Origin of the sequence: Ammonicoccus luteus (assembly GCF_050880385.1) — a bacterium.
Lineage (GTDB): Bacteria > Actinomycetota > Actinomycetes > Propionibacteriales > Propionibacteriaceae > Enemella.
On the sequence record NZ_JBNZCI010000001.1, the window covers coordinates 117,404 to 141,089 of the forward strand.

At 67.6% G+C, this 23,686-nt stretch carries 20 protein-coding genes; 15 read left to right on the top strand and 5 right to left on the bottom strand.

Features of this window, described 5'->3' with window-relative positions; genetic code table 11:
* The first annotated feature begins 108 nt into the window (after window positions 1-108).
* Both ACQ260_RS00540 and ACQ260_RS00545 read left to right on the top strand, forming a co-directional pair.
* Entirely contained in the window at window positions 109-567 is a 459-nt protein-coding gene (locus tag ACQ260_RS00540; protein WP_432557444.1) for a hypothetical protein, read from the top strand.
* Window positions 564-878 (top strand): transcriptional regulator, encoded by a 315-nt coding sequence (locus ACQ260_RS00545; protein WP_432557445.1) that lies wholly within the window; start codon window positions 564-566, stop codon window positions 876-878. The genes ACQ260_RS00540 and ACQ260_RS00545 overlap by 4 nt, the downstream gene beginning before the upstream one ends.
* A 179-nt stretch (window positions 879-1,057) precedes the next feature.
* On the opposite strand, the gene ACQ260_RS00550 is transcribed toward ACQ260_RS00545, so the two are convergent.
* Together ACQ260_RS00550 and ACQ260_RS00555 are read right to left on the bottom strand one after the other, a co-directional pair.
* Window positions 1,058-1,900: an HAD family hydrolase gene (locus ACQ260_RS00550; RefSeq protein ID WP_432557446.1), complete on the bottom strand. Its 843-nt coding sequence runs from the start codon at window positions 1,898-1,900 to the stop codon at window positions 1,058-1,060.
* Entirely contained in the window at window positions 1,897-2,913 is a 1,017-nt protein-coding gene (locus ACQ260_RS00555) for a hypothetical protein (protein WP_432557447.1), read from the bottom strand. The genes ACQ260_RS00550 and ACQ260_RS00555 overlap by 4 nt, the downstream gene beginning before the upstream one ends.
* A gap of 607 nt (window positions 2,914-3,520) precedes the next feature.
* Between ACQ260_RS00555 and ACQ260_RS00560 the strand changes: the two genes are divergently transcribed.
* The 7 genes from ACQ260_RS00560 (at window position 3,521) to ACQ260_RS00590 (ending at window position 12,555) form a co-directional block, all read left to right on the top strand.
* Window positions 3,521-4,438: a T3SS (YopN, CesT) and YbjN peptide-binding chaperone 1 gene (locus ACQ260_RS00560; RefSeq protein ID WP_432557448.1), complete on the top strand. Its 918-nt coding sequence runs from the start codon at window positions 3,521-3,523 to the stop codon at window positions 4,436-4,438.
* Between the two features lie 23 nt (window positions 4,439-4,461).
* On the top strand, window positions 4,462-4,881 hold the full coding sequence (locus tag ACQ260_RS00565) for a pyridoxamine 5'-phosphate oxidase family protein (RefSeq protein ID WP_432557449.1): 420 nt from the start codon (window positions 4,462-4,464) through the stop codon (window positions 4,879-4,881).
* Window positions 4,882-4,990: 109 nt separating this feature from the next.
* Window positions 4,991-5,884 (top strand): universal stress protein, encoded by an 894-nt coding sequence (locus ACQ260_RS00570; RefSeq protein WP_432557450.1) that lies wholly within the window; start codon window positions 4,991-4,993, stop codon window positions 5,882-5,884.
* A 44-nt stretch (window positions 5,885-5,928) separates the two neighbouring features.
* Entirely contained in the window at window positions 5,929-9,840 is a 3,912-nt protein-coding gene (gene hrpA, locus ACQ260_RS00575) for an ATP-dependent RNA helicase HrpA (protein ID WP_432558340.1), read from the top strand.
* A complete protein-coding gene (locus tag ACQ260_RS00580; RefSeq protein ID WP_432557451.1) occupies window positions 9,833-10,726 on the top strand; it encodes a proteasome assembly chaperone family protein in 894 nt (297 codons plus the stop codon). Before hrpA ends, ACQ260_RS00580 begins: the two co-directional genes overlap by 8 nt.
* Window positions 10,723-11,595: an acyl-CoA thioesterase gene (locus ACQ260_RS00585; RefSeq protein WP_432557452.1), complete on the top strand. Its 873-nt coding sequence runs from the start codon at window positions 10,723-10,725 to the stop codon at window positions 11,593-11,595. Before ACQ260_RS00580 ends, ACQ260_RS00585 begins: the two co-directional genes overlap by 4 nt.
* Window positions 11,596-11,670: 75 nt before the next feature.
* Window positions 11,671-12,555, top strand: coding sequence for an acyl-CoA thioesterase (locus ACQ260_RS00590; RefSeq protein WP_432557453.1), 885 nt, complete (start codon window positions 11,671-11,673; stop codon window positions 12,553-12,555).
* A gap of 67 nt (window positions 12,556-12,622) precedes the next feature.
* Here the strand turns inward: ACQ260_RS00590 and ACQ260_RS00595 are convergent, their stop codons facing one another.
* Both ACQ260_RS00595 and ACQ260_RS00600 read right to left on the bottom strand, forming a co-directional pair.
* The gene (locus tag ACQ260_RS00595; protein ID WP_432558341.1) at window positions 12,623-13,591 is read right to left on the bottom strand and encodes a sigma-70 family RNA polymerase sigma factor; all 969 of its coding nucleotides are present in this window, start codon (window positions 13,589-13,591) and stop codon (window positions 12,623-12,625) included.
* A gap of 306 nt (window positions 13,592-13,897) precedes the next feature.
* Window positions 13,898-16,027 (bottom strand): S9 family peptidase, encoded by a 2,130-nt coding sequence (locus tag ACQ260_RS00600; protein WP_432557454.1) that lies wholly within the window; start codon window positions 16,025-16,027, stop codon window positions 13,898-13,900.
* A 125-nt stretch (window positions 16,028-16,152) separates the two neighbouring features.
* Between ACQ260_RS00600 and ACQ260_RS00605 the strand changes: the two genes are divergently transcribed.
* The gene (locus tag ACQ260_RS00605; protein ID WP_432557455.1) at window positions 16,153-16,512 is read left to right on the top strand and encodes a universal stress protein; all 360 of its coding nucleotides are present in this window, start codon (window positions 16,153-16,155) and stop codon (window positions 16,510-16,512) included.
* 192 nt (window positions 16,513-16,704) lie between these two features.
* Window positions 16,705-18,027, top strand: a complete 1,323-nt coding sequence (locus ACQ260_RS00610) for an RNA polymerase sigma factor (protein ID WP_432558342.1) — start codon at window positions 16,705-16,707, stop codon at window positions 18,025-18,027.
* An 87-nt stretch (window positions 18,028-18,114) separates the two neighbouring features.
* On the opposite strand, the gene ACQ260_RS00615 is transcribed toward ACQ260_RS00610, so the two are convergent.
* Window positions 18,115-19,746, bottom strand: coding sequence for an MFS transporter (locus ACQ260_RS00615; protein WP_432557456.1), 1,632 nt, complete (start codon window positions 19,744-19,746; stop codon window positions 18,115-18,117).
* Between the two features lie 113 nt (window positions 19,747-19,859).
* Here ACQ260_RS00615 and ACQ260_RS00620 point away from each other — a divergent pair, with 113 nt between their 5' ends.
* The 4 genes from ACQ260_RS00620 to ACQ260_RS00635 all read left to right on the top strand — a co-directional run bounded on the left by ACQ260_RS00620 (window position 19,860) and on the right by ACQ260_RS00635 (window position 23,654).
* Window positions 19,860-20,486: a TetR/AcrR family transcriptional regulator gene (locus tag ACQ260_RS00620; protein WP_432557457.1), complete on the top strand. Its 627-nt coding sequence runs from the start codon at window positions 19,860-19,862 to the stop codon at window positions 20,484-20,486.
* A gap of 43 nt (window positions 20,487-20,529) precedes the next feature.
* Window positions 20,530-21,465, top strand: coding sequence for a hypothetical protein (locus ACQ260_RS00625; RefSeq protein WP_432557458.1), 936 nt, complete (start codon window positions 20,530-20,532; stop codon window positions 21,463-21,465).
* Between the two features lie 132 nt (window positions 21,466-21,597).
* On the top strand, window positions 21,598-22,650 hold the full coding sequence (locus ACQ260_RS00630; protein ID WP_432557459.1) for a glycoside hydrolase family 183 protein: 1,053 nt from the start codon (window positions 21,598-21,600) through the stop codon (window positions 22,648-22,650).
* Window positions 22,650-23,654 carry an LLM class flavin-dependent oxidoreductase gene (locus ACQ260_RS00635; RefSeq protein ID WP_432557460.1) on the top strand — a complete coding sequence of 335 codons (1,005 nt, stop codon included), beginning with the start codon at window positions 22,650-22,652 and terminating at the stop codon, window positions 23,652-23,654. The genes ACQ260_RS00630 and ACQ260_RS00635 overlap by 1 nt, the downstream gene beginning before the upstream one ends.
* Window positions 23,655-23,686: the final 32 nt, after the last annotated feature.

Here is a 23,686-nt window from a genome sequence, read left to right on the forward strand (position 1 = left end):
ACGCTTCGGCGCCCGCCGGTCCCATTTCGGGGTCGGCGGGCGTTGGTGTTCCCTTCCAACACGGTTGACACTTGCGAAACTGGAAAGCATTTCGGTAAACTTTCCGTCATGGAAAGCAGTCGGCAAACGCTCCTTGGGGCCGAGCGTGCAGCAGCGGCCCCCTTCATCGACTATCCGCGGGTCCCGATCTGGTATCCAGCGTTTATTGCCGTCATCTTCACCCTGATCGGAGTGAGCGCCGCGCTCTTCTTCGAGTTCGAGTCCTGGGTGGGCTGGCTGACGCTCGGCATTGCGCTGGCTGCGGTCCTCGGGTTCGCGTCCTGGTATCGGCGGCAGTGGGGCACCTGGCCACGGATGGGGGCGGCGCCGCCGGAGATCAGAAGGGCCTATCTCACGTGCCTGGCGGGCTTCGCGATCGTGGCGCTGCTGACCGCTCTCGCGTGGATCCTCCTGGGGTGGCCGGCCGGCCTCGTGGTGGTTTTCGTCACGATCTTCGTCCTCATCACCCTCTATGAACGCGTGATCTATCCGCGAGCAGCGGAAAAGGTCCGGAAGCGGCTCGCATGACGAGCCCACTCGAGGAGTTCGACCCCGTGATCCACCCGCCCAAGAGGCTTGCCGCGATGGCCCTGCTGGATGCGTCCGAGGGCGCCGACTTCTCGTTCCTGCGGGACCACCTGCACCTCTCCGACTCCGACCTGTCGAAACAGATGTCGACGCTGCAGGCAGCAGGCTATGTGACCATCCACAAGTCCGGCCGCGGCCGGGGCAGCAGCACCAGCTTCACGATCACCAAGAACGGGCGGGCGGCGTACCGTCGCCATCGTCGGGCACTGACCGCACTGCTCACACAGGAGGAGGCCTCACAGAACCTCTGAGCAGTGCCCGGGGGCTGGCCGTCCAGGCGTCACCGCCGAGCCGGGCGATTCCCGCGCACGGACCTGCCGGTGTCGCTCATGACGGCAATGCGCATCGTCTCGGTCCATGCCGGCCCGGGCATGCCGGATAGGTTGAGGTTGTCGCGACCACGGGCTCAGGGCAGGTGGCAGCCGGGGCTTCAGGAGGTGGATTGCGCCGGAGGTACGCCGGCAAGCAGCCCCTCGAGCCAGTCCGCCACAGCCTCGTCGGCGTTGGTGGCGGGCAGGATCTCGTCGGCAGCCACCTGCGCCTCAGGCATCGCATTGCCCATCGCCACTCCGTGACCTGCCCAGGTGAGCATCTCCACATCATTGCGGGCGTCTCCGAACGCCACCACATCACCGTCGGCGATCTTCAACAGCTCGCACAGTCGCGCCAGCCCGGTGGCCTTGCTCACTCCTGCGGCAGCTACCTCGAGGAAGGGTGCGCCCGACAGGGTCGGCGTACAGCCTTCGATCCCCAGCCCCGCGACCGCGTCGAACAGCTCTGCCGGCGTGTGCTCGCTCGACCTGACCACAATCTTGAGGCACGGTTCCGCGGCCAGGTCGACGAGCGTCCCGCGGCGCATCACCCGCGGCTGGATGGAGTGGTCGCGATGGACGGACAACGCCGCGTACCCCTCCTCGGCCACGAAATCCCATCCGTAGTTCCGCACTACGGCGAAACGAGCCGACGGGACCGCGGCACGCAGCCCGGTGAGCAACTCGCGGACCACCTCGGTCTCGATGGCCACGCTGAACAGGGCGCGGCTCTCGCCGAAATGCCAGGCGTACGCACCGTTGGCGCACACGCCCCACGAGTCGAAGCCGGCCGGCTCGGCAATGCCGACCAAGCCGATGGGGGAGCGGGCCGTGACGGGCACGACGAGCACGCCGGCGGCCCGCACCCGGTCGAGCGCCCGCCTGGTGCGCGCGCCGACGGTCGTGTCCGGCCGCAGCAGCGTCCCGTCGAGATCGGTGGCGACCAGGCGTGGCAACGTCACGTGAAGCTGGCCTCCGGGTTGCCCGAGCCGAGCTTGACCACGACGCCGGCCGGATTGGTCTGGGTCTGGGGGACCAAGGTGCCGCGCCGACCGTTCTGGGTCGCGGACGCCCGGATCTCGTTGGCCACCTGCACTGTCGCCGACGCCGTCATCGTGGCCCCGTTGAACCGGAACTCGACGTCCTGCCACGGATCGTTCTTGAGCGTGTACCGGATCGTCGACGTGTCGATCGTCAGCCCTTCCTCGCGCCACAGAATGAACGGGCAGTTGGGGGGCGCCAGCTCCCTGGACTTCATGCACTCGTCGATCAGTCGCTTGCCGGCCTCGATGCTCCGGTCGCGGCCTTCGTCGCTCAGGACTGGCTCCGGTTCCCAGTCGGTGTCGGTCGCGGTGGGCGAACTGAGCACGAACTCCGTGCGATCGAGCCCGACCAGTGGGTTCGTCGAGGTCACGGAATAGGAGCCGGGAAACAGGTTGTACGCACCCGGCCCCACGGTCACGCCGTTCACGAGACGTTCCGGCCCATTGAGTCCGAGCTTGACCGGTGCCGAGACCTGGTCGATCTTCCATTCGTTGTCGACCTTGCGGAGCGGCAGATCGACCGTCTGCGGCTGCTCCCCGATGGAATAGGTGACCTTGGCAGTGCCGGTGTTCCAAACACCTGGGGTTTCCTCGTTGAGCACGGTCTCGTTGACAGCTGCTCCGGTCATCGCGGCCCGCTTGTTCGCCTCGAACAGCACGTCCCGGCTGAGCAGGTCATTGTTGCCCTCGGGCGGGCTGGCGGCATAAGCGAGCGCCTTCTCCGCGTCGGACTCGCTGAGCGCCTGCAGGAACCCCTCGGCGGTGGAGCCGGCGGCTGCGACCTGACGGGTTTCCTCCGCCTTGCGCTGTTCTTCGGCGATGCGAGCCTCTTCGGCCGCACGCTCGGCAGCGACCTGCTGCTGGTGGTTCCGGAACAGCACGGCACCCACGACGATCAGCGCGAGTGCGAGCACTGCCGCGCCGACGATCAAAGCGATCTTCTTGGTGTTGCGCGGCTCTCGCGCGGGCGGCAGTGCGCCACCGCCGGCGAATTGGGGACCTCCGGGAGGCGGGGCCGCCGGGAAGCGTTTGGTGGTGGCTTCCGGGTCGAAACCTTGGCCCCCGGGACCGCCCGGCCCGGGCGGGGGCGTCGGCCCGCTCGGGCCGCCGGGCCCGCCCCAGGACTGACCGGCCGGGTGCTGTGGCCCACCCTGCCCTTGGTGGCCGCCAAACCCACCCGGGCCACCGGCTCCGCCCGGGCCGTGCGACCCACCCGACCCACCCGACCCACTTGGTCCGTGCGGTCCAGCGGGCCCTTGGCCCTGCGGCCATGGGGATGATCCTCCGAATCCGGGGGGCTGGCTCATGGCGCTCCTTCCAACGTGGCGCGGTCGCTCGATAACCGTAGGTCGTCCCCGGGCCATCGGACGGCTGCAACTAGGGAACGCCAACCGCTGGGCCGATCGACGCGGTCAGCGTACCTCCCTGAAATCCTCCCAAATCCGCGGCCGGCCGCCCAGCGAAAGCGCTTGGACTCCCATGGGCTGGGGGACTAGGTTCACAGGAGCACGGCCGGACACGAAAGAACAGGACCACGGGGTGCCCGAATACGACGACTTCGACCTGGACCGCAGCACGGAGCAGGCCTGGCGCAACTTCGAGGAGCGCCTGTCCGAGGTGGTCTCCGTGATGGACGATACCCAGGATCTGACGATCGGATCGGTGGCCGTCACGACGACCGAAACGGTGCCGTTCGTCCGTTTCTCCGCGGCAAACAGGGGTCTCGTGCGTGCCGAGGCCGCCAGCAACGGGGTTCTCGGCGAGCACTATCAACTGCTCCCGCCCCAGCTCGAGGCGTTCGACGAACAGGGCTGGAAGTCTCCGGTGTCGGAAGGTGACCGGCCGACCCCGAACTTTTGGATCGAGCTGCCGCAGGAGGAATCGGACACGCTCGCGCGCCTGGCTGTTGTCGCCCTCCGCGATATCTATGGCATCCAGCATCCCGTCTTCCTGGCGCCGGACCAACTTGCCGAGATTCTGCAGCCGGACCCCAAACCACTCATCGGTCAGTCCGAGTTCGATGCCGAGGACGTGACCGCGGTCGTGCCCGTCAACCCTGAGCACCTCGAGGACATGATCGAGGCGGAACTGGCCGAGATGTTCGGTCATCGGCCACCCAGGGACTCCGAGGGAGACCTGACGATCCGCGTCGGATCGACGATGCTGTTCATTCGCGTCTCGGCCGATCACCGGGAGATCATCGTGTTCGCGCCACTGGTGCACGAGGTCGAGGGCCGGTCACGGGCGATGGAGATCCTGTCCGACCTCAACACCGAGGTGCGGTTCATCAAGTTCCAGCTGATCCGGGACCGCGTGTTCGTGAGCCTGAGTGTGTTCGCGCACCCGTTCGTGCCGGCGCATCTCCTGCAAGCGGTGCGGATGATGAGCGAGGTGGCGGACGGGATCGATGACGAGCTCGCGAGCCGTCTGCGTGGACGGACCACGTTCGAAAGCTGATCAACTAGTTCGTTGGAGGTCCTGTGGAGAACCCAGGAGGCATGCCGGGTCGGTTCGAGGCGCTTCCCGAGTCGGAGGTCATGGCCCTTCTGCGCACGCACCAGATCGGACGCGTCGCCTGGGAAGCGGCGAAAGGGCCGGTGATCCTGCCGGTCGCGTACGCGTGGAGCGACGGCCTCATCGCCTTCCGCACGGCTGCCGGCAGCGCGCTGGCGGAACTGGCGACACCGACGGACGTCGCCTTCCAGATCGATGAGTTCGATGTCGAGACCGCCACCGGGTGGAGCGTGCTGATGAGCGCGACCACCACGCGGGTCACGTCACCGGAGGAGATCGTCAGTTGGCACGATCTTCTGCCGGAGCCGTGGGCGCCCGGCGGACGTGACTGGGTCATCCGCCTGACCCCGCGCAGCATCAGCGGTCGGGTGGTCGCTCGCGCTTGAGGAGTACGCCCCGCCGGCCTGCATCCACCGTTGCCGGGGCTGCTGTGCGGGTGTCGGTGCTGCGGTCTACGATCAGGGAAACGTGGTCTTCAGCGGAGAGGGAAAGTCGATGACCGAGAGCTCGGAACGACGCAATCTGGTGGTCGTCGGAGTCGACGGCTCCGAGGACGGCCTGCGGGCGGTCGACTACGGGGTGCGTGAGGCCGAGAGCCAAGGGGCCGACCTGTTGCTGGCCCATGCCGTGGATGACGCGGTGTTGGCCGGCGCGTGGGGTGTCGTCTATGACCCCAACCTGCTGGAGGAAGCCGGCGAGGAGGCCGCGCAGGAGGCGAAGAAGCGGGCGCTGTCGCTCGGTTTCGCCGCCGAACGACTGACCACGAAGATCTACATGGGCAACCCGGGCGCCGTGTTGACCCGCTTGTCGGAGAACGCGCGGACTCTCGTGGTGGGGCGCCGGGCCCTGAGTGGCCTGGAGCGGTTGTTCGTGGGTTCGACCAGCGTCGGCGTGGCCGCCACCGCGCATTGCCCGACGATCATGGTCTCCGCCGCGAGCCACCGCCCCAAGACCGGTGACATCGGTCTGATCGGCGTCGGTGTGCACACCGGCGAGCCGAGCGAGGAATGCCTCGGCTATGCGTTCGCAGAGGCCGCTCACCGCGGCTCCCGTCTCGAGGTCATCCACGCTTTCAACCTCCCGACGAGCTTCTTCGCCGACCGGAGCCAGCGCGCGGAACGCGAGGAAAACCACGCCAAGGGCGCGCGCGAGGTGCTGGCCACGCTGGTGGCTCCGTTCGCGGAGCGCTATCCCCAGGTCGATGTGACCCAGACGGTCGTCGCGGCCCATCCGGTCGACGAGCTCAACCGGCGCTCCGATGAACTCGACCTGCTGGTGCTCGGCGTGCACGGTTCCGGTCTTCCGGTGCTGTCCCCGGGTGCGACCATCCGAGCCGTCATGGCACACGGTCACTGCCCGCTGGCGTTGGTGCGGGAGGACAAGCGCTGAACGACGGACGCGACGAGCGCGGGACGCGGGCAGGGGAGTCACCTCTGCCCGCGCTGCTGTCCCCACCCGAGCGGCCCTTCGACGGGGTCCTCGAATTCGACCCCGACCTGCCGATCAGCGCCCGGGCCGACGATATTGCGACGGCCATCCGGGACCATCAGGTGGTCGTCGTCGCCGGCGAGACCGGTTCGGGCAAGACGACCCAGTTGCCCAAGATCTGCCTGCGGCTCGGCCTCGGTCGCATAGCCCACACCCAGCCGCGCCGCATCGCGGCCCGCTCGGTTGCCGAGCGCATCGCCGAGGAGACCGCCACGGAACTCGGTGACGAGATCGGCTATCAGGTCCGCTTCACCCGCAAGGCCGGACGCCGGACGCGGCTGCTCGTGATGACCGACGGCGTGCTGCTGGCCGAGATCAGCCACGACCGTGACCTGCGGCGCTATGACTGCATCATCATCGACGAGGCCCACGAGCGCAGCCTCAACATCGACTTCCTTCTCGGCTATCTCAAGCAGTTGCTCCCGCGCAGGCCCGACCTGAAGGTGATCATCACCTCGGCGACGATCGACACTGCGCGCTTCTCCCGGCACTTCGACGACGCACCGATCATCGAAGTGTCCGGCCGGACCTATCCGGTGGAGATCCGCTATCGCCCGATCGTGGAGGATCTGCCCATCGAGGACGACGCGGACCCACTGACTCAGCCCGTCGTCGCCGAAGCCCGTGACCAGATCGACGCCATCTGTGCCGCCGTGGAAGAAGTCCGGGCGCTCGGACCCGGTGACGTCCTCGTCTTCCTGTCCGGCGAGCGGGAGATCCGGGACACCGCCGAAGCCCTCACGGCGATGAAACTGCGACACACCGAGATCCTGCCGCTCTATGCACGGTTGTCCGCGGCGGAGCAGCACAGGGTATTCAGTCGGCATACCGGGCAACGGATCGTGCTCGCGACCAACGTGGCAGAGACCTCCATCACCGTCCCCGGCATTCGTTATGTCATCGATCCGGGCACAGCGCGGATGTCGCGCTATTCGACGCGCACGAAGGTCCAGCGACTGCCGATCGAGCCGGTGTCCCGAGCCAGCGCGAACCAGCGCGCGGGCCGGTGCGGTCGCGTTGGGCCGGGCGTGTGCATCCGGTTGTTCAGCGAGGCCGACTTCCTGGCGCGGCCGGAGTTCACCGAGCCGGAGATTCTGCGCACCAATCTGGCGTCAGTGATCCTCCAGATGGCCCACGCCGACCTCGGTGACATTGCGTCGTTCCCGTTCGTCGAGCCTCCGGACTCGGGTCAGATCACCGACGGTCTGCGTCTGCTGACCGAGCTCGGCGCGCTGAAGACTGGCGCGGGCGGACGCCGCGGAGAGCAGGGCCGGAGCCCACGCCTCACCCGCATCGGCCACCAGCTGTCGCGCATCCCGCTGGACCCGCGCATGGCCCGCATGCTGGTGGAGGCCGACCGGCGCAGCTGCCTCCGCGAGGTCATCGTCATCGTCGCCGGCCTCACGATCCAGGATCCTCGCGAGCGCCCGGCCGATCACAAGGAGAAGGCGGACACCCTCCACCGCCGGTTCTTCGCGCCGATGCCCGAGGGCCCGGACGCCGAGAAGCCGATTCCCGACGGGTCGGACTTCATCGCCCTGCTCCGGCTCTGGGACTATCTCGTGGTCCAGCGCAAGGAGCTGTCCGGCAACGCGTTCCGGCGGATGTGCCGCGACGAGTTCCTCAATTTCCTGCGCATCCGCGAGTGGCAGGATCTCGTTGGGCAACTCAAGGAGATCACGCGCGAGCTCAAGCTGACCCGCAATGAGGCGGCTGCCGATCACGCGTCGATCCACACCGCGATCCTCTCCGGCTTGCTGTCCCACATCGGCCTCGCCGACCTCGAGGATCCGAAACCGTCCCGGCAGCGTGGTGCGACCCGGCGGCGTCCCGGCCCCCGGGAATATCTGGGCGCGCGTGGCAGCAGGTTCGCCATCAACCCCGGCTCCGCCGTCGCGAAAACGCAACCGCCCCTCGTCATGGCAGGCGAACTGGTCGAAACCACCCGGTTGTGGGCGAGGACCGTGGCCGGGATCGAAGCGGCGTGGGTCGAGGAGGTCGGGGGGCACCTCCTGCGGCGTACGCACTCGGAACCCCACTGGTCGGCCCGCGCGGGAGCGGTGGTCGCAACCGAAAAGGTCAGCCTTCTCGGGGTGCCGATCATTGCGGGCCGCACGGTCAACTATTCCCAAATCGACCCCCAGGCCGCGCGTGAGATCTTCATCCGTGCCGCCCTGGTGGAGGGCGATTGGCGCACGCGGCATCATTTCTACGGTCGGAACGTGGAGGTACGCAGGGAGGCCGAAGCACTCGAGGAACGCTCCCGTCGCCGGGACATTGTCGTCGACGACCACGTGATCTTCGACTTCTACGACGCCCGCATCCCGGCCGACGTGGTGTCCGTGCGCCATTTCGATGCCTGGTGGCGGGTGCAGCGGCGCACCGACGACGCTTTCCTCGACCTCACCCTCGACGATCTCATCGCGACCGACGCACCGGCCGCGGGCGACTTCCCCGACACCTGGCGGATCGGCGACACCGACCTCCCGGTGACCTATGTGTTCGACCCCGGTTCCGGAGCCGACGGGGTCAGCGTCGATCTGCAGTTGGCCAAGCTCAACCAGATCCCGGCCGAGCCCTTCGGTTGGCAGGTCCCCGGGCTGCGACTCGAACTCGCCACGGAACTGATCCGCAGCCTGCCGAAGGCCACGCGAACCCGGTTCGTCCCGGCCCCGGATCATGCCCGGGCGGCACTCACCTGGCTGGCCGACCAGCGTGCGCCCCACACGGAGGCCTTTCCGCAGGCACTCGGCCGGGCGCTCCGGGCGCTCACCGGCGAGATCGTCCCCGACGCGGAATGGGATCCGGCGAAGCTCGACGACCATTTGCGGGTCACGTTCGTCATCCGCGACGCCGCCCGCAACCAGCGCGAGGTCGGCCGCGGGAAGGATCTTGCCGATCTACGCCGACGGTTCGCACCTGCTCTCACCGAAAAGCTGACGAAAGCGGCAGCGAAACCGGGGCGTACGCGCGCGACGACCTGGACGTTCGGCACCCTTCCCGATCACCAGCGGGTCGGCGGCGGGGTCGGCTATCCGGGGCTGGTCGACGAGGGGGACGCGGTGTCGCTGGTCGTGCACGACAACCCGGGGATTCGTGACCGCCAGCACGCCCTCGGCATTCGGCGGCTGGTGCAGCTCACCACGCCCGACCCCACGAAATGGGTGGTGGCTCATCTGTCCAACACCGACAAGCTGGCCCTCGGCCACAGTCCCTATTCCGGCGTGCCCGCCCTGCTCGCCGATGCCCGCCTCAAAGCAGCCGGTGACCTGATCGTCGAGGCCGGGGTGGAGACCGCGCTCCACGGCTCGTCGGACAGCGGCATTCGGATCCGTACGCAGGCAGATTTCGAGGCACTGCGGGACCGGGTCCGGGCCGACCTCCCTGACCGGATGCGCCTGGTGGTCGCGCAGACGGCGGAGATCCTGCGCCGCAATCAACAGGTGTCCGTGGCCGTCGAGGCCGTGACGGATCCCGAGATCGCGGACGACATCCGCGAGCATCGCGACACGCTGGTCTTCGACGGCTTCATCGCGGCCACTGGTGAGCCGTGGTTCAGCCAATTGGCCAAATATCTGAGCGCGATCGACCAGCGCATCATCGTCCGGCGGGGCAACTCGCGCCGCGACGACGATGCGCTGGGGGTGATTTGGCCGTTGGAGAGCGAGTTCGCAGAACTGCTCGCGCAGGCACCCCCCGGCCCGCTTCCGGCCGAGGTGGCGGAAGTCGGCTGGCTGCTGGAGGAACTGCGGGTCTCCTTGTTCGCCCAGAGCCTCGGCACCATCCGACCGGTGTCGGCGAAACGCGTGCGGACGGCGTTGGCCGGGGCAGCGCAGTACATTGGGCGCCATGCTTGATCCCCGCCTGCTCTACACCTTCAACCCCGCGTTGTGGGAGGACCTGCGGGGTCGCCGGCCAGTCCTCGTCCACCTCCTGGATGGCTATGTCGATGCGGGGCGTGTCGGCGCCACGCTGTCGGAGCACATTCTTGAGACCTGCGACTTCGATCTGTTGGTCGAGTTCGACCACGATCAACTGCATGACTATCGGAGCCGTCGGCCCACGATGGTGTTCGACACCGATCAGTGGAAGTCCGCGGAGCAGTTCCAGCTGGCCATGCACCGGGTGATCGCCCCGAACGGTGAGCATTTCGTGCTGCTGACCGGCCTCGAACCGGACAGCCAGTGGGAGCGCGCGACCGCCGCCATGACCGGGCTGGCCCAGCGGCTGGACGTGCGCCTCGCCGTCACCTCGCACGGCATTCCGACCGGGGTCCCGCACACGCGGCCGAGCCTGATCACGGAGTACGCGAGCCGTCCGGGCCTCATCCGGACCCGCAATCCTGCTTGGGTGGGCCGCATCGAGGTGCCGGGCAGTTTCGGGTCCTATCTGGAGTTGCAGCTCGGCCGGCTCGGGATCGATGCCTTGGGGTTGGCTGTCAACGTCCCGCACTATCTGTCCCAGGCGCCGTTCTTCCAGGCTTCGATCGCCGCCCTGCATCGCCTCAACGACGCCACGGGTCTCGGACTGAGCCTCGGGGATCTGCCCGACAAGGCCGAGACCAACCTGCACGAGATCGGCACCGAGGTGGCCGCCTCGGGAGAGGTGCAGGAGGTCGTGGACCAGCTTGAGCGGCAATACGACCAGGCGCGACGCACCGGGCCGGTGCCGTCCGCCGACGAGATCGGTGCGGAGCTCGAGCGGTTCCTGGCCGAGCAGAACGACAAGGACGACGACCGGTGAGCCTGCTCAGCCCGATTCCCGAGTTGCTCCAGTTGCTGGACCTGGAGGAGATCGAAGTCGATCTGTTCCGGGGGCGCAATCCGCGGACGGACCGGCAGCGTGCCTTCGGCGGTCAGGTGTTGGCGCAGTCCCTCCTGGCTGCGGCCCGCACGGTGCCTGATGAGCGGGCCGTCCATTCGATGCACGCCTATTTCCTGCGCCCCGGCAAGGCCAACAAGCCGATGATCTTCGACGTGGAGAACCTGCGCGACGGCCGCAGCTTCTCCAGCCGGCGGGTGTCCGTGCGCCAGGACGGCGCGGTCGTGATGGCGATGTCCGCGTCGTTCCACATCGAGGAGCCGGGGCTGGAGCACCAGGACGCGATGCCTGAAGTCCCGGCCGCGGAGGAATGCCCGAAGATGAGCGAGGTCATGGCGGGCCGGAGCGGGGCACCCGCGGCGCTTTATGACCAGCTGTGGGGTGGCTACGACGTTCGCTGGGTCGGTTCCTCCGGTGCTGACGGCACGATCCCGGCCAACGTGCACGGATCGCACGTGCGCATCTGGGTGCGGGCCAACGGCGAATTGCCCGAGGACGCGCATCTGCACGATGCGGTGTTGGCGTACCTGTCGGATCTCACGCTGCTCGGTGTCTCCACGGTCCCGCACGCGCCGCTGTTCGACAGCCGCAGCTTCCAGGCGGCGTCGATCGACCATGCGATGTGGTTTCACCGTCCGGTGCGGGCGGATCAGTGGTGGCTCTATGACCAGGTGTCGCCGATCGCGATCAATGCGCGCGGCTATTCGTCGTCCCGGATCTTCCAGAATGGGCTGCTCGTCGCGTCCGCGACTCAGGAAGGTCTCATCCGGCCGGTCACCACGAAGCGGTGAGACGATCCCGGCGCGCGGCGGTCGACGCGGGACCATGGTGCCTACTGCCAAGTAATGAGTCTTGAAGGGACGACCGTGAGCCTGCTGAGCCCGATTCCCGAGCTGCTGGACCTGTTGGACCTGGAGGAGATCGAGATCGATCTGTTCCGGGGACGCAACCCGCAGACGGACCGCCAGCGTGCCTTCGGCGGTCAGGTGCTGGCCCAAGCGCTCATGGCGGTCGGACGCACGGTGCCGGCGGGCCGGTCGGTGCATTCGATGCACGCCTATTTCCTGCGTCCGGGCAAAACCAACAAGCCGATGATCTTCGATGTGGAGAACATCCGGGACGGCAACAGTTTCTCGGCCCGCCGGGTGCTCGTCCGGCAGGACGGTGCGCATGTGCTCGGTCTCACTGCCTCGTTCCACATCCGCGAGGAGGGGCTGGAGCACCAAGATCCGCCGCCGCCGGTGCCGCCGCCGGAGGAGTGCCGCAAGATGAGCGACGTCATGGCCACCCTCGGCGGTGCACCCGCGCAGCTCTGGGAGAAGCAGTGGGGCGGTTATGACGTCCGCTGGGTCGGCTCGTCCGGTGCCGACGGCACGATCCCGTCGATCGCGCACGGCGCTCACGCGCGGATCTGGGTGCGGGCCAACTCGGAACTGCCCGACGATCCACATCTGCATGCGGCTGTGCTGGCGTACCTCTCGGACCTCACGCTGCTCGGTGTCTCCACGGTCCCGCACGCCCCGGTGTTCGACGAACGGCGATTCCAGGCGGCGTCGATCGACCATGCGATGTGGTTCCACCGTCCGGTGCGGGCGGATCAGTGGTGGCTCTATGACCAGGTGTCGCCGATCGCCATCAACGCCCGCGGCTATTCGACCTCCCGCATCTTCCAGAACGATCAACTGGTCGCATCCGCCACCCAGGAAGGGTTGATCCGGCCCGTGACGAGCAGTTCCGGCCCGGACGCCTGACGATCGTCCCTGGACATGGTGAACGCCCCGGCTCGGGGGGACCGGGGCGTTCAGCTCGGGGGAGGACTCAGGCGGCGAGCTCGGTGTTCGTGCGGAGCTTTGCGAGCGCGTGCCGCTCGATCTGGCGGACCCGCTCAGCGGTGATGCCCCAGATCTGACCGATATCGGCGAGCTTGGCCTGACGCCCGTCGACGAGTCCATAGCGGCGACGCACGACATCCGCGGACCGCTCATCGAGATCGGCGAGCATGTCCTCAAGGCGCTCGCGCTCTTCCATGTCGATGACCATCTCGTCCGGACCCGGCATCGGCTCGCGGGCGATCAGATCACCGAGGGACGTGTCGCCGTCCTCCTCGACGGGGGCGTCGAGGCTGATGTGGTCACGCCCATAGCGGATGAGGTCGACCACGCGCTCGACCTCGATGCCGAGTTCCTCGGCGATCTCCTCGAGCTCGGGTTCGCGACCCAGGTTGCGCTCGAGATTGCGGCGGACCGCCGAGACCTGGTTGACCTGCTCAGCAACGTGGACCGGAAGTCGCACGATGCGGCCCTGTTGTGCCATCCCGCGTGAGATGGACTGCCGCACCCACCACGTGGCATAGGTGGAGAACTTGAAGCCCTTCGCGTAGTCGAATTTCTCGACCGCACGGATGAGCCCGGTGTTGCCTTCCTGGACGAGGTCGAGGAGCGGCATCTGGGCGCGGCCATAGCGACGCGCCACCGACACGACCAAACGCAGGTTGGCGGTGACGAAGCGCTGCATCGCGGCTTCGCCATCGGCGACCAGCTGCTCGAGTTCGTCGCGTGACGCGCGTTTGGCCGCCTTGCCGTTCTCGCGCGCAGCGGCTGTGCGCTGCGTGCGGGTGATCTCGCCGTCGAGGATCTTCTGTGCATAGAGACCCGCCTCAATGGTGCGGGCGAGTTCAACCTCTTCCTGCGCGGTCAGCAGCGCAGTGCGGGCAATCCCCTCGAGATAAAGGCCCACCGCATCCTTGCCGTCGATGCCGTCATTGGCGCGGGGGCGGGTGGCGGACATGGCTGCCATGGAGATTCCTTTCGTGGCCTTCATCCGCACAACGTCCGGGGACGTCAAAAGGATTCCCCAGAAACCCTGAACCAGCCCTGATCGCTACTCGGAGACCATGGGCGGACCCCAAACTACGACCGTGGTCTGACCTCGCGCAGGCCGCAGTGGGGGAGAACCCCCATTATCCGGGCATTACCAGTCTTCCGGGGGCCTGCGATTGTTCAGTTCGTCAGTGGGCGCCCGCCACGTGGGCTCCCGCGATGGCTGTCCTCCAGTCTGCCCGAGCCGACCAAATTCCGGCCCGCAAGTGTGCCGTCAGGTGACCTGATCGATCAGCCAGGCGTACTCGAACGCCGCCTCCCGCCACGCGTTGTAGCGACCCGAAACGCCACCGTGGCCGGCGACCATCTCGCAGCGGAACAGCGTCGGACGGTCGGCCTGGTTGGTGGCCCGGTCACGCAGCGCGGCCACCCACTTGGCCGGCTCGACGAAGAACACGCGGGTGTCGTTCAGGCTCGTCGTGGCGAGGATCGCGGGATAGTCCTGTGCGGTGACGTTCTCATAGGGCGAATACGTCTTCATGTACGCATACACCGCCGGGTCGTGCAGCGGGTCGCCCCACTCCTCCCACTCGGTCACGGTCAACGGCAGCTCGGGATTGAGGATCGTGGTCAGCGCGTCCACGAACGGCACCGAGGCATGGATCGCGCGGAACACCTCGGGCGCCAGGTTCGCGACCGCACCCATCAGGAGCCCGCCGGCGCTCCCGCCCTGGGCAGCCAGGCGATCGTGGGACGTATAGCCCAGCTCCACCAGCCGCCGCCCCGCCGCGATGAAGTCGGTGAACGTGTTGCGCTTGTGGAGCATCTTGCCGTTTTCGTACCAGGCGCGACCCAGTTCGCCGCCGCCGCGGATGTGCGCGATAGCAAAGACGAAGCCCCTGTCCAGCAGGGAGAGGCGCATCGTGGAGAACGTCGGGTCGATGCTGATCTCATAAGACCCATAGCCGTAGAGCAGCGCGGGCGCCGAGCCGTCGAGCGGGACGTCCCGACGGCGCACGACCGAGATGGGCACCTCGGTCCCGTCCGCGGCCGTCGCCCAGATCCGCTCGGAGAGATAGTCGTCGGGGGAGTACGCCCCCCGGCTCGGGTGGTCCAGCACCGGTGTCGTCTTGAGCGTCGTGAGGTCGCCCGTCGTGAGATCGAGGCTGAGAACCGATGGTGGGGTCACCAAGGATGTGTAGAGGATTCGCACGCGATCGGTGTCGAAGTCCTCACTGCCCTGGGCGTACACGGTGTGCACTGCCTCGGTGAACTCCGCCTCGAACGGGGCACCACCGGCGCGCGGGTGGATCTCGATGGCGGTGAGTCCGTTTCGGCGGAGGCCGACGACCACGTGGCCCGCGTACGCGTTGACGTCGCTGTAACGCACCCCGCCGGTCGGTCCGAGAAAGGCCTGCCAGGTTGCGAATGGCGCGAGCGCGCCCGGGCCGGACGGGGCCGGGAGGGCGGCGCGCGACACCGAGAAGTCGGGGGAGTCGGCGTTGTGGATGATGAAGAGTTCGTTGTCGGCGACCTCGACCAGGTATTCCAGGCCTTCGGTGCGTCCGGCAACCGTTTGTGGTGTCGCTTCGGGGTCGCCGGCCGGGAGCAGCCACACCTCCGTGGTCAGCTTGGAACCGGCCGTGAGGACGACCCAGTTCCGGTCGCGGGATTCGTCGGCCGCGAGCCAGAACATCTCATCGGGCTCGGTCAGCACGAGAACGTCCTCGGACGGGTCGGTGCCGAGCGTGTGCCGCCAGACCTCGTGGGGTCGCCACGCCTCGTCGACCCGCACATAGAACAACAGGCCGTCGCCGCTCCAATTGGCTCCGTGCCCGGTCTGGGGGATGGCGACACCGAGGTCCTCGCCCGTCGCGATGTCGCGGACCCGCAGCTCATAGCGCTCGTCGCCCGCGGTGTCGATCGAGTAGGCGAGGAGCTCGCCGTTCGGGGACACCGCGAAAGCGCCGAGGCTGAAGAAGGTGTGCCCGGCGGCGGCCTCGTTCTCGTCGAACAGCACCTGTTCGGTGGCCCGCAGCCCGGGATCCTCGGGATCGGGGATCACGGCCGGGTCGCTCGCCGGCATCCGGCAGTGCACCGGATAGTCCTGGCCCTCGATGGTGCGCCGGTAGTACCACCACCCCTCCTCCCCATGCCGGTGGAAACGTGGCACCGACAGGTCGGTCTCCAGCGTCCGGGCCTTCACGTCGTTGAACAGCTCGTCCTCCAGCGGCTTGAGGTGAGCGGTTTGATGGGCCGTCCAGGCATTCTCTGCGGCCAGGTGGGCCAGCACCTCGGGGTCGGCGGCGTCCCGCAGCCACTCCCAGTCGTCGACGACCGTGTCACCGTGGTGGCTGCGTTCGACCGGGCGTTTGGCGGGAAGTGGTGGCGTAGGCGTCGACATGGACCCGAGGATAGTGGCGTCCGAAGGGTGCTCCTCGCGCACGTCAGCGGGCCGTCATGGCAGACTGCCACCTTGAGGGGCCGGCCCCAGCGCGGGGCGTGACGGCCAAGGGGGATTGGGTTCGGATGACGATCGTCGTGGGATTCTCGAACAAGCGCGAAGGCTGGGCCGCCTTGGAACACGCGGCACAGGAGGCGCGACTGCGCGGGCTGCCGGTCGTGCTCGTCCCGAACACCGAGCGCGAGGACGTCTCCGCCGGGCGCGAGGAGCTCGAGAAGGCCGGCGTCGACGTCATCGTGGAGAATCCGTCGGACGTGGGCCGCATCGCCGACCACGTCATCGACGTCGCCAACCGCACCAACGCGGAACTGCTTGTCATCGGGCTTCGGCGGCGATCCCCGACCGGGAAGCTCTTGCTGGGTCTGAACGCACAGCGCATCCTCCTCGACGCGTCCTGTCCGGTGCACGCGGTGAAGGCGGACTGAACGGGCACGGTGGAGCGATTTGGCATTACGTGCCAGAATGGCTCTGATGCATCGTCTTGACAGCAGCGTGGTCTGTTGCGCCCAAAGATCAGGGTGACGGTGTGCTCCTGCCCGTGAAGAAGGCCGAGGTATTTGGTGACGCCCTCCCAGCAACAAGTGTCCGCCGCAGCGGTGACCGCAGAATCCGCCGAGGTGGAGGAGGCCCCCGTCCAGGCGACGGCAAAGAAGGCTCCTGCCAAGAAGACGGCAAAGGCTGCGACGGCTCGCAAGGCGCCGGTAAAAAAGACAACAACTGCCAAGCGCGCCCCGGCCAAGAAGGCCGCTGCCAAGAAGACGACGGCCAAGAAGGTCGCGGACCCGACCCGTGTCGAAGTGGTGAACCGGCTCGCCGAGGGATCGGCCGAGGTGGAAGCGAAGATCGAGGGTGACGAACTCGTCCTCACGGTCGGCAAGAAGCGCACCCTCGATGACGTCGACGAGGGCGAGTTCAAGCCCGAGGCGGTTGCCGAGGAGGAGAAGGAACTCACCGAGGAACAGCAAGGCTTCTCGTTGTCGGACGCCGATGACGCCGACGAGCCCGAGCAGCAGGTCATGGCGGCCGGTGCCACCGCCGACCCGGTGAAGGACTATCTCAAGCAGATCGGCAAGGTCGCGCTCCTGAACGCCGAGCAGGAGGTCGAGCTCGCCAAGCGCATCGAGGCCGGCCTGTTCGCCGACGAGCGGCTGAACGATGATGCGTTCAAGGTGCCGACCGGCGACTTCGACGACTACGAGTGGATCGCCGAGGACGGCAAGCGCGCCAAGAACCACCTGTTGGAGGCCAACCTGCGGTTGGTGGTGTCCCTGGCGAAGCGCTACACCGGCCGCGGGATGCTGTTCCTGGACCTGATCCAGGAGGGCAACCTGGGCCTGATCCGTGCGGTGGAGAAGTTCGACTACACCAAGGGCTACAAGTTCTCGACTTATGCGACCTGGTGGATCAAGCAGGCCATCACTCGCGCCATGGCGGACCAGGCCCGCACGATTCGCATCCCGGTGCACATGGTCGAGGTCATCAACAAGCTCGCCCGCGTTCAGCGTCAGATGCTGCAGGACCTCGGTCGCGAACCCACTCCGGAGGAGCTCGCCAAGGAGCTCGACATGACTCCGGAGAAAGTCGTCGAGGTGCAGAAGTATGGTCGTGAACCGATCTCCCTGCACACCCCGTTGGGTGAGGACGGCGACTCCGAGTTCGGTGACCTGATCGAGGACTCCGAGGCCGTGGTGCCGGCGGATGCGGTGAGCTTCACCCTTCTGCAGGAACAGCTCCATGACGTCCTCGACACCTTGTCGGAGCGCGAGGCGGGGGTCGTGTCCATGCGGTTCGGCCTCACCGACGGCCAGCCGAAGACCCTCGACGAGATCGGCAAGGTCTATGGCGTGACCCGCGAGCGGATCCGCCAGATCGAGTCCAAGACGATGTCCAAACTGCGCCACCCGTCGCGGTCCCAGGTCCTCCGGGATTATCTGGACTGATCGGCTGCGCAGCCGGCATGCAGCGGGGGTTCGCGGATGCGGCCCCCGCTGTTGCATTCCCCACGAGCCATCGAGCGCGCCGGAAAGTCACCGACGCTCGGCAGCGTCGCTCTCGGGTGTGGAGGTTTCCTCCCGCCGGCCGGTGTTCGCGGATTCGCGGAGGCCCAACGTGGCGAGGAAGCCCAGCCCGAGGATGCCCGCCGCGAACCCGGTCGACACCTTGGCACCGTGCACCAGCGCGTCGGCAGCTGCGTCGGCCGCCGGTGCGGTCTGCGGGTTCTCCCGAAGCGCCGGAATCGCCGCACCGATGGACTCGTGGACGGCGGTTTCGACGGGTCCACGCGTCTCCTCCGGCACGCCCGCCGCGGCCATGCGGTCAGCGGTGCCGGTGGACAGGGACGCGATCAGCAGGCCGCCCAGCACTGCGATCCCCATGGCCGAGCCGAGTTGGCGGATCGTCGTCTGCGTCCCGGAGGCTTCGCCCGAATAGCCCTTGGGCACATCCGCGAGCATGACGTTGGTGACCTGGGCAGTGGCCAGGCCGACACCGAGGCCATAGACGAAGAGCCAAGCGGCCAGGGACCAGAAGGATCCCGGCAGCGCCCACGCGATGCCGCCGACGGCCACGGCCTCGAGCAGCACCCCTGCCCGGACGACCGCGCGGGTCCCGAACCGGGACGCGAGATGCGGGACGCCCGCGGACATCACGAACGTCCCGAGGGCGAGGACCATCATCAGCCAACCGGTCTTCAGCGCGTCATAGTCCAAGGCGCCCTGCAGCACCAGCGGCATCGTGAACAGCATGCCGAACTCGCCGAGCGTGATGACGAAGGAGGCGATGGCGCCGTTGCGGAAATTGGCGATCCGCCACAGGCCGAGGTGGGTCTGGACGACCTTGCCGGCCCGGTCGCGAGCTCGTTCGACCGCGACCCAGGCAGCCAGCAGCGCCAAGCCGCCGATGAGGGCGATGATGACTGGGGAGATGCTGCCGTCGGCTTGGCGGATCCAGCCGTATTGCGACGACTCGATCAACCCGAACACGATCGCAGCCAGTCCCAGGGTGGCGAGGACGGTGCCCGGCAGGTCGATTCCGCGACGCAGGTGCGGATCGCGGGTTTCGGGGAGATAGCGGTACGCCAACCCCAACGCGATCAACCCGAACGGGATGTTCAACCAGAACGCCCAACGCCAACTGACATCGGTGGCCAGCCAGCCGCCGACGAGCGGCCCGACCGCCGCCATCCCACCGATCGTGGATCCATAGATGGCGAACGCGATGCCGCGATCCCGACCGGTGAACAGGGTGTTGATCGTCGATGCGGTGGCAGGGAGCACCATCGCAGCGCCGACGCCCTGCACGAGGCGGGCCATCAACAGGACCATTGGTGTGCCCGCCGCGCCGGCAACCACCGATGACGCCATGAACACCACCAAGCCGGCGTTGAACATCAGCTTGCGGCCGAACAGGTCACCGAGGCGGCCGGAGGTGAGCATGAGCGAGGCAAAGACGAGCGCATAGACCGCACCGACCCACTGGGCCTGCGTCGCTGACATGCCGAGGTCCTCGATGACCACCGGGAGGGCGACGTTGGCGATGGTCGCGTCCATGATGACGAGAGAGGTGCCCAGCGCGATCGCAGCCATGGCGCGCCAGCGGTGCGGGGCGTGGGGGACCGTCGGGCCGGGGGTGGCGGCATCGGGCCGGGAAGAGTCGGACATTCGCGTACTCCAGTAAAGCGGGACCAAGAGTCCTTGGTGACGCGATGACGGTAACATCCCGACGCATCGTCGGTAAGATCGTCCGGATCATCCCTTCGGTTGACGGGAGAGAGATGCCCAAGATCGACGCCGCCACGGTGGCCGAGCACCGCGCGCGGCGAGAGCGGCAGGTGATCGAGGCCGCTGTCTCGCTCCTGACCTCCAAGGGGCCGTCCGCCGTCACGCCCGCGGCCGTGGCGCAACGAACGGGTCTGGCCAGGACGAGTGTTTACCAGTACGCCGGATCGTCAGCCGAGTTGGTCGGGGCCGCGGTGGAAGCGCTGTTCGTGCGGGCCGAGGACGACCTCACCGCAGCGCTGGCGGCCGCCGGACCGGATCCACACCGGCGGGTAGCGGCGATCGTTCGTGCGGTGTTGGAGGGCGCCGCCGCAGGACACAGTCCCAACCACAGCCTGGATGTTGCGCAGTTGCCACCCGACCAGCGCACCAGGCTCGGCGCCCTGCATGGTCGACTCCTTGCGCCCCTGGAAGCCGCCATTGCCGACTCAGGAGTCGCCGAGGCGGGCGCGGTGGCCGCCCTGGTCTGGGGCGCCATCAACGGCGCCGTGCCGTTGCTGGAGCGGGGCTATCCGGTGGAGCGGCTGGTGGAACTGGCACTTGGCTTCATCGGTGACGGCGTGCCGGGGTGTCGTTCGCCCGGCGCGGACGGAACGGTGTCAAGTGGCGGGACGGAGATCTGAGATCTCGGCCCAAGGCTGTCGGTCAAGTCAGCAAAATGGGGATATGGACTCCGACCTCATCGACGAACTTGCGGCACTGCGCCGTGGGCGCGGCGTGCGGCGCCCCAATCCACGCGCCTGGATCGGTCCTCGTCTGAAGGAAATGCTCACCGCCCATGCTGCATCGGCGGCTACCGGCGACGATCTGCGACGTGCGCTGGTCGAGGAACTGCGGAGCGCGGTCAAGGACTTGCCACAGGACTTGGCCACTGCTTATCTCGCGGCGAACGCCATCGCGGGGTCCGACGCTCCCTTGCTCGGCGAACGGCTCGAATTGGTCGGCAGCCGGCAAGATCGACACCCGCGGACCGTCAGGCGTCGTCTGGCAGAGGCGGATGAACTCGTTGCGGCCGCGCTGGCGAGGAGAGGCGAAGTCCGGGAGGCGGAGGACGCCATCTTCCGCAGGGGTTGGCACCTGGACAAATTCTCTGTTGAGCTCCGGCTGGATCTGCCGCGACCGGTGCACCTCACCCGCAGAACCATTCGCGTCGTCGCCCCGACGCTGGCCGAGATCACTGACGTGTTCGGGCTGCCGCACGAGACCGGCGAAGCGGTCCGTGTCGAAGCGCTTGAGGGCTGTGTCCTCATCGAATCGGTCCAGGTGTCGGACTCGGTGTGGCGGTCGCGATTCGCGTTGCCGCGCGTGCTGCACGAGGGGGAGACCCACTCCGTGGGCATCGGTGTCGAGGTGCCGAGCCTCGAGCACGTCGAGCCCTTCGTGATCATGGCGCCCGTGCGCGCTTGCCGGGAGTTCTCCTGCCGGATTGTGGTCGGTGATTCCCGGGCCCACGGTTTCGAGCGCATCAATGGCGTGCCCGTGATTGCCATGCAGGATCCGGGACCCATCGGCGAGCTGGTCGCCAGCACTGACGGCGTGGTGACTGCCAGCTTCCGCGAGATGTCGCCGGGGTTGGCGTACGGAATTCGCTGGGCGAGGTGACAGCTCAGCGGTTCCTGGATTTCGGCGTGCGGTCGGAGGGGACGGCGAGCGGTACGGTTTCACCGGCGCGCCAGACACGCGCAAGAAAAACGGCCGGTGGATCGCCGGGCCGCGGGAACGAGGAGGAGACGCATGTCGACGTCGCCGGTGCGGGTCGTCGAGACCGTGCGGCACAGCAAGATCACGGGTCCGGATTCGATCAACAGCACCGCCGAAAGATTCGGCGTCACCGCCACGGATCTGGGGTTGCTGTGGGATGCCGGTCCCGATGGTGCGGGCAACGACCGGGTGTTCGTGATGTTCGGGGACACGTACGGTGACGGCTGGGGAGGTCGGGGCGCCGGTCCGGGGACGGCGGACTGGCGCACCAACGTGCTGTTCGCGTCGTCCAACAAGGATTTGGAGTCGGAGAGCGTGCGGTTGGACTCGGCAGTCAGTCGAGTACGCCGCGGAGGCGCCGCCCAAGTCATTCGCCGGAACCGCCTCAATGTGCCCCGGGCGAAGTTCCCCGAGCACACGCTCATCCCGAACGCCGGCATCACGGTGGATGGCGTCCACTATGTGCAGTGGATGTCCGTCGCTTTCTGGCGCGGCGGCGGCAAGTGGCGGACCTTCCAGTCCGGGATCGCGGTCTCGCGTGACGACGCCCGCACCTGGGCAAAACCCGTGCGCGGCCGCTGGCTCAACCTGTTCGGCGGCAACCGCTTCCAGGTCGCGGCGTTCACCCGGGATGCGGACTGGGTCTATCTGTTCGGCACCACCAATGGCAGGCATGGTCCCGCCTATGTGGCCCGGGTCCGGCCGGATCGGGTCGCGCGTGCTGGGGCGTACTCCTATTGGGACGGGACCGAGTGGCAGAGTCGCGAGCGTCGCGCTGCGCCGGTGATCGACGGGCCGATCGGCGAGATGTCGGTGATCCACCACCGTGGCCTGGACCGATGGCTGGCCCTGCACCTGGACGAGGACCGTGCGGCGATCGTCCTGCACAGCGCACCGGAGATCACCGGACCGTGGTCGACGGGTGTCGAGGTCGCCTCGGGCAGGGACTATCCGGCCCTTTATGGTGGATACATCCACCCGTGGGCGGTCGATGATGACCGGATCTATTGGCTGATGTCGCAGTGGGATCCGTACAACGTGTTTCTCATGCGCACCACGCTCGCCCTCGATGAGAAGGACCAGTGATGTCGGTTCCCCTGTCCGTGCTCGATCTTGCCCACGTCGCCAAGGGGGCCACCTCGGGCGACGCGTTGTGGCGCACCGTCGAGATCGCCAAGCGTGCCGAAGCTGCGGGCTATCTGCGGTTCTGGGTCGCCGAACACCACAACATGCCGACCGTTGCCTCGACCTCGCCACCGGTGCTGATCGCGGCGATGGCGGCGGAGACCGAACGGATCCGCCTGGGCTCCGGCGGTGTCATGCTGCCGAACCACGCTCCGCTCGTGGTCGCGGAGCAGTTCGCGATGCTCGAGGCGCTGCACCCTGGACGGATCGATCTCGGGCTCGGTCGTGCGCCCGGCACCGACCAGACGACCGCGCACGCGTTGCGCCGTGACGGCGGTCAACAGGGGGTCGACGAGTTCCCGCAACACGTGCTGGAGTTGCTCGCCTGGTTCGGCGATGATCGGCTGCCCGACTCGTTGGCGCGCTATCTGACCGCGACGCCGGCACCTGGCGAGACGCACCCCGAGGTGTGGCTGCTCGGGTCATCGGGCTATGCGGCGCAGTTGGCCGGTCTGCTCGGGCTGCCCTATTGCTATGCCCACCACTTCGGCACGTTCGATCCGGTCGAGGTGCTGGATGCCTATCGCGCGAGGTTCCAGCCATCGCCGGCTCTCGCCGAGCCCTATGCGATGGTGTGCACCACCGTGATTGCCGCAGACTCCGCCGAGGAGGCCGACTTCCTGGCCGGTCCTGCTCGGATCATGCAGATCGAGGCGCGCACCGGACGACGCCGGCCGATCGTTTCACCGGAGGAAGCCGCCGCACGCGAGTTCGACGAGCTCGAGCAATCCATCCTGGCCCAGAACTCCGGCACCCGGTTTCTCGGGGAAGGTGCCGAGGTCTCCGCACGACTCAAGCAGTTCGTCGCCGAAACCGGTGTGCAGGAACTGATGATCGCATCGAGCACCTTCGACACCGAGGCCAAGGCTCGGACCCTAGAGCTCGTCGCGCAACACTGGACCTGACGGGTGGCGTCCGGCGACGATGCCCAGGCCGG

Bases quoted from the DNA above. Each gene is read 5' to 3' on its own strand.
- ACQ260_RS00570 (WP_432557450.1), top strand. From the start codon at position 4,991: ATGACCGAGAGCTCGGAACGACGCAATCTGGTGGTCGTCGGAGTCGAC.
- ACQ260_RS00580 (WP_432557451.1), top strand. From the start codon at position 9,833: ATGCTTGATCCCCGCCTGCTCTACACCTTCAACCCCGCGTTGTGGGAG.
- ACQ260_RS00540 (WP_432557444.1), top strand. From the start codon at position 109: ATGGAAAGCAGTCGGCAAACGCTCCTTGGGGCCGAGCGTGCAGCAGCG.
- ACQ260_RS00600 (WP_432557454.1), bottom strand. From the start codon at position 16,027: ATGTCGACGCCTACGCCACCACTTCCCGCCAAACGCCCGGTCGAACGC.
- ACQ260_RS00605 (WP_432557455.1), top strand. From the start codon at position 16,153: ATGACGATCGTCGTGGGATTCTCGAACAAGCGCGAAGGCTGGGCCGCC.
- ACQ260_RS00615 (WP_432557456.1), bottom strand. From the start codon at position 19,746: ATGTCCGACTCTTCCCGGCCCGATGCCGCCACCCCCGGCCCGACGGTC.
- ACQ260_RS00630 (WP_432557459.1), top strand. From the start codon at position 21,598: ATGTCGACGTCGCCGGTGCGGGTCGTCGAGACCGTGCGGCACAGCAAG.
- ACQ260_RS00620 (WP_432557457.1), top strand. From the start codon at position 19,860: ATGCCCAAGATCGACGCCGCCACGGTGGCCGAGCACCGCGCGCGGCGA.
- ACQ260_RS00595 (WP_432558341.1), bottom strand. From the start codon at position 13,591: ATGTCCGCCACCCGCCCCCGCGCCAATGACGGCATCGACGGCAAGGAT.
- ACQ260_RS00625 (WP_432557458.1), top strand. From the start codon at position 20,530: ATGGACTCCGACCTCATCGACGAACTTGCGGCACTGCGCCGTGGGCGC.
- ACQ260_RS00545 (WP_432557445.1), top strand. From the start codon at position 564: ATGACGAGCCCACTCGAGGAGTTCGACCCCGTGATCCACCCGCCCAAG.
- ACQ260_RS00635 (WP_432557460.1), top strand. From the start codon at position 22,650: ATGTCGGTTCCCCTGTCCGTGCTCGATCTTGCCCACGTCGCCAAGGGG.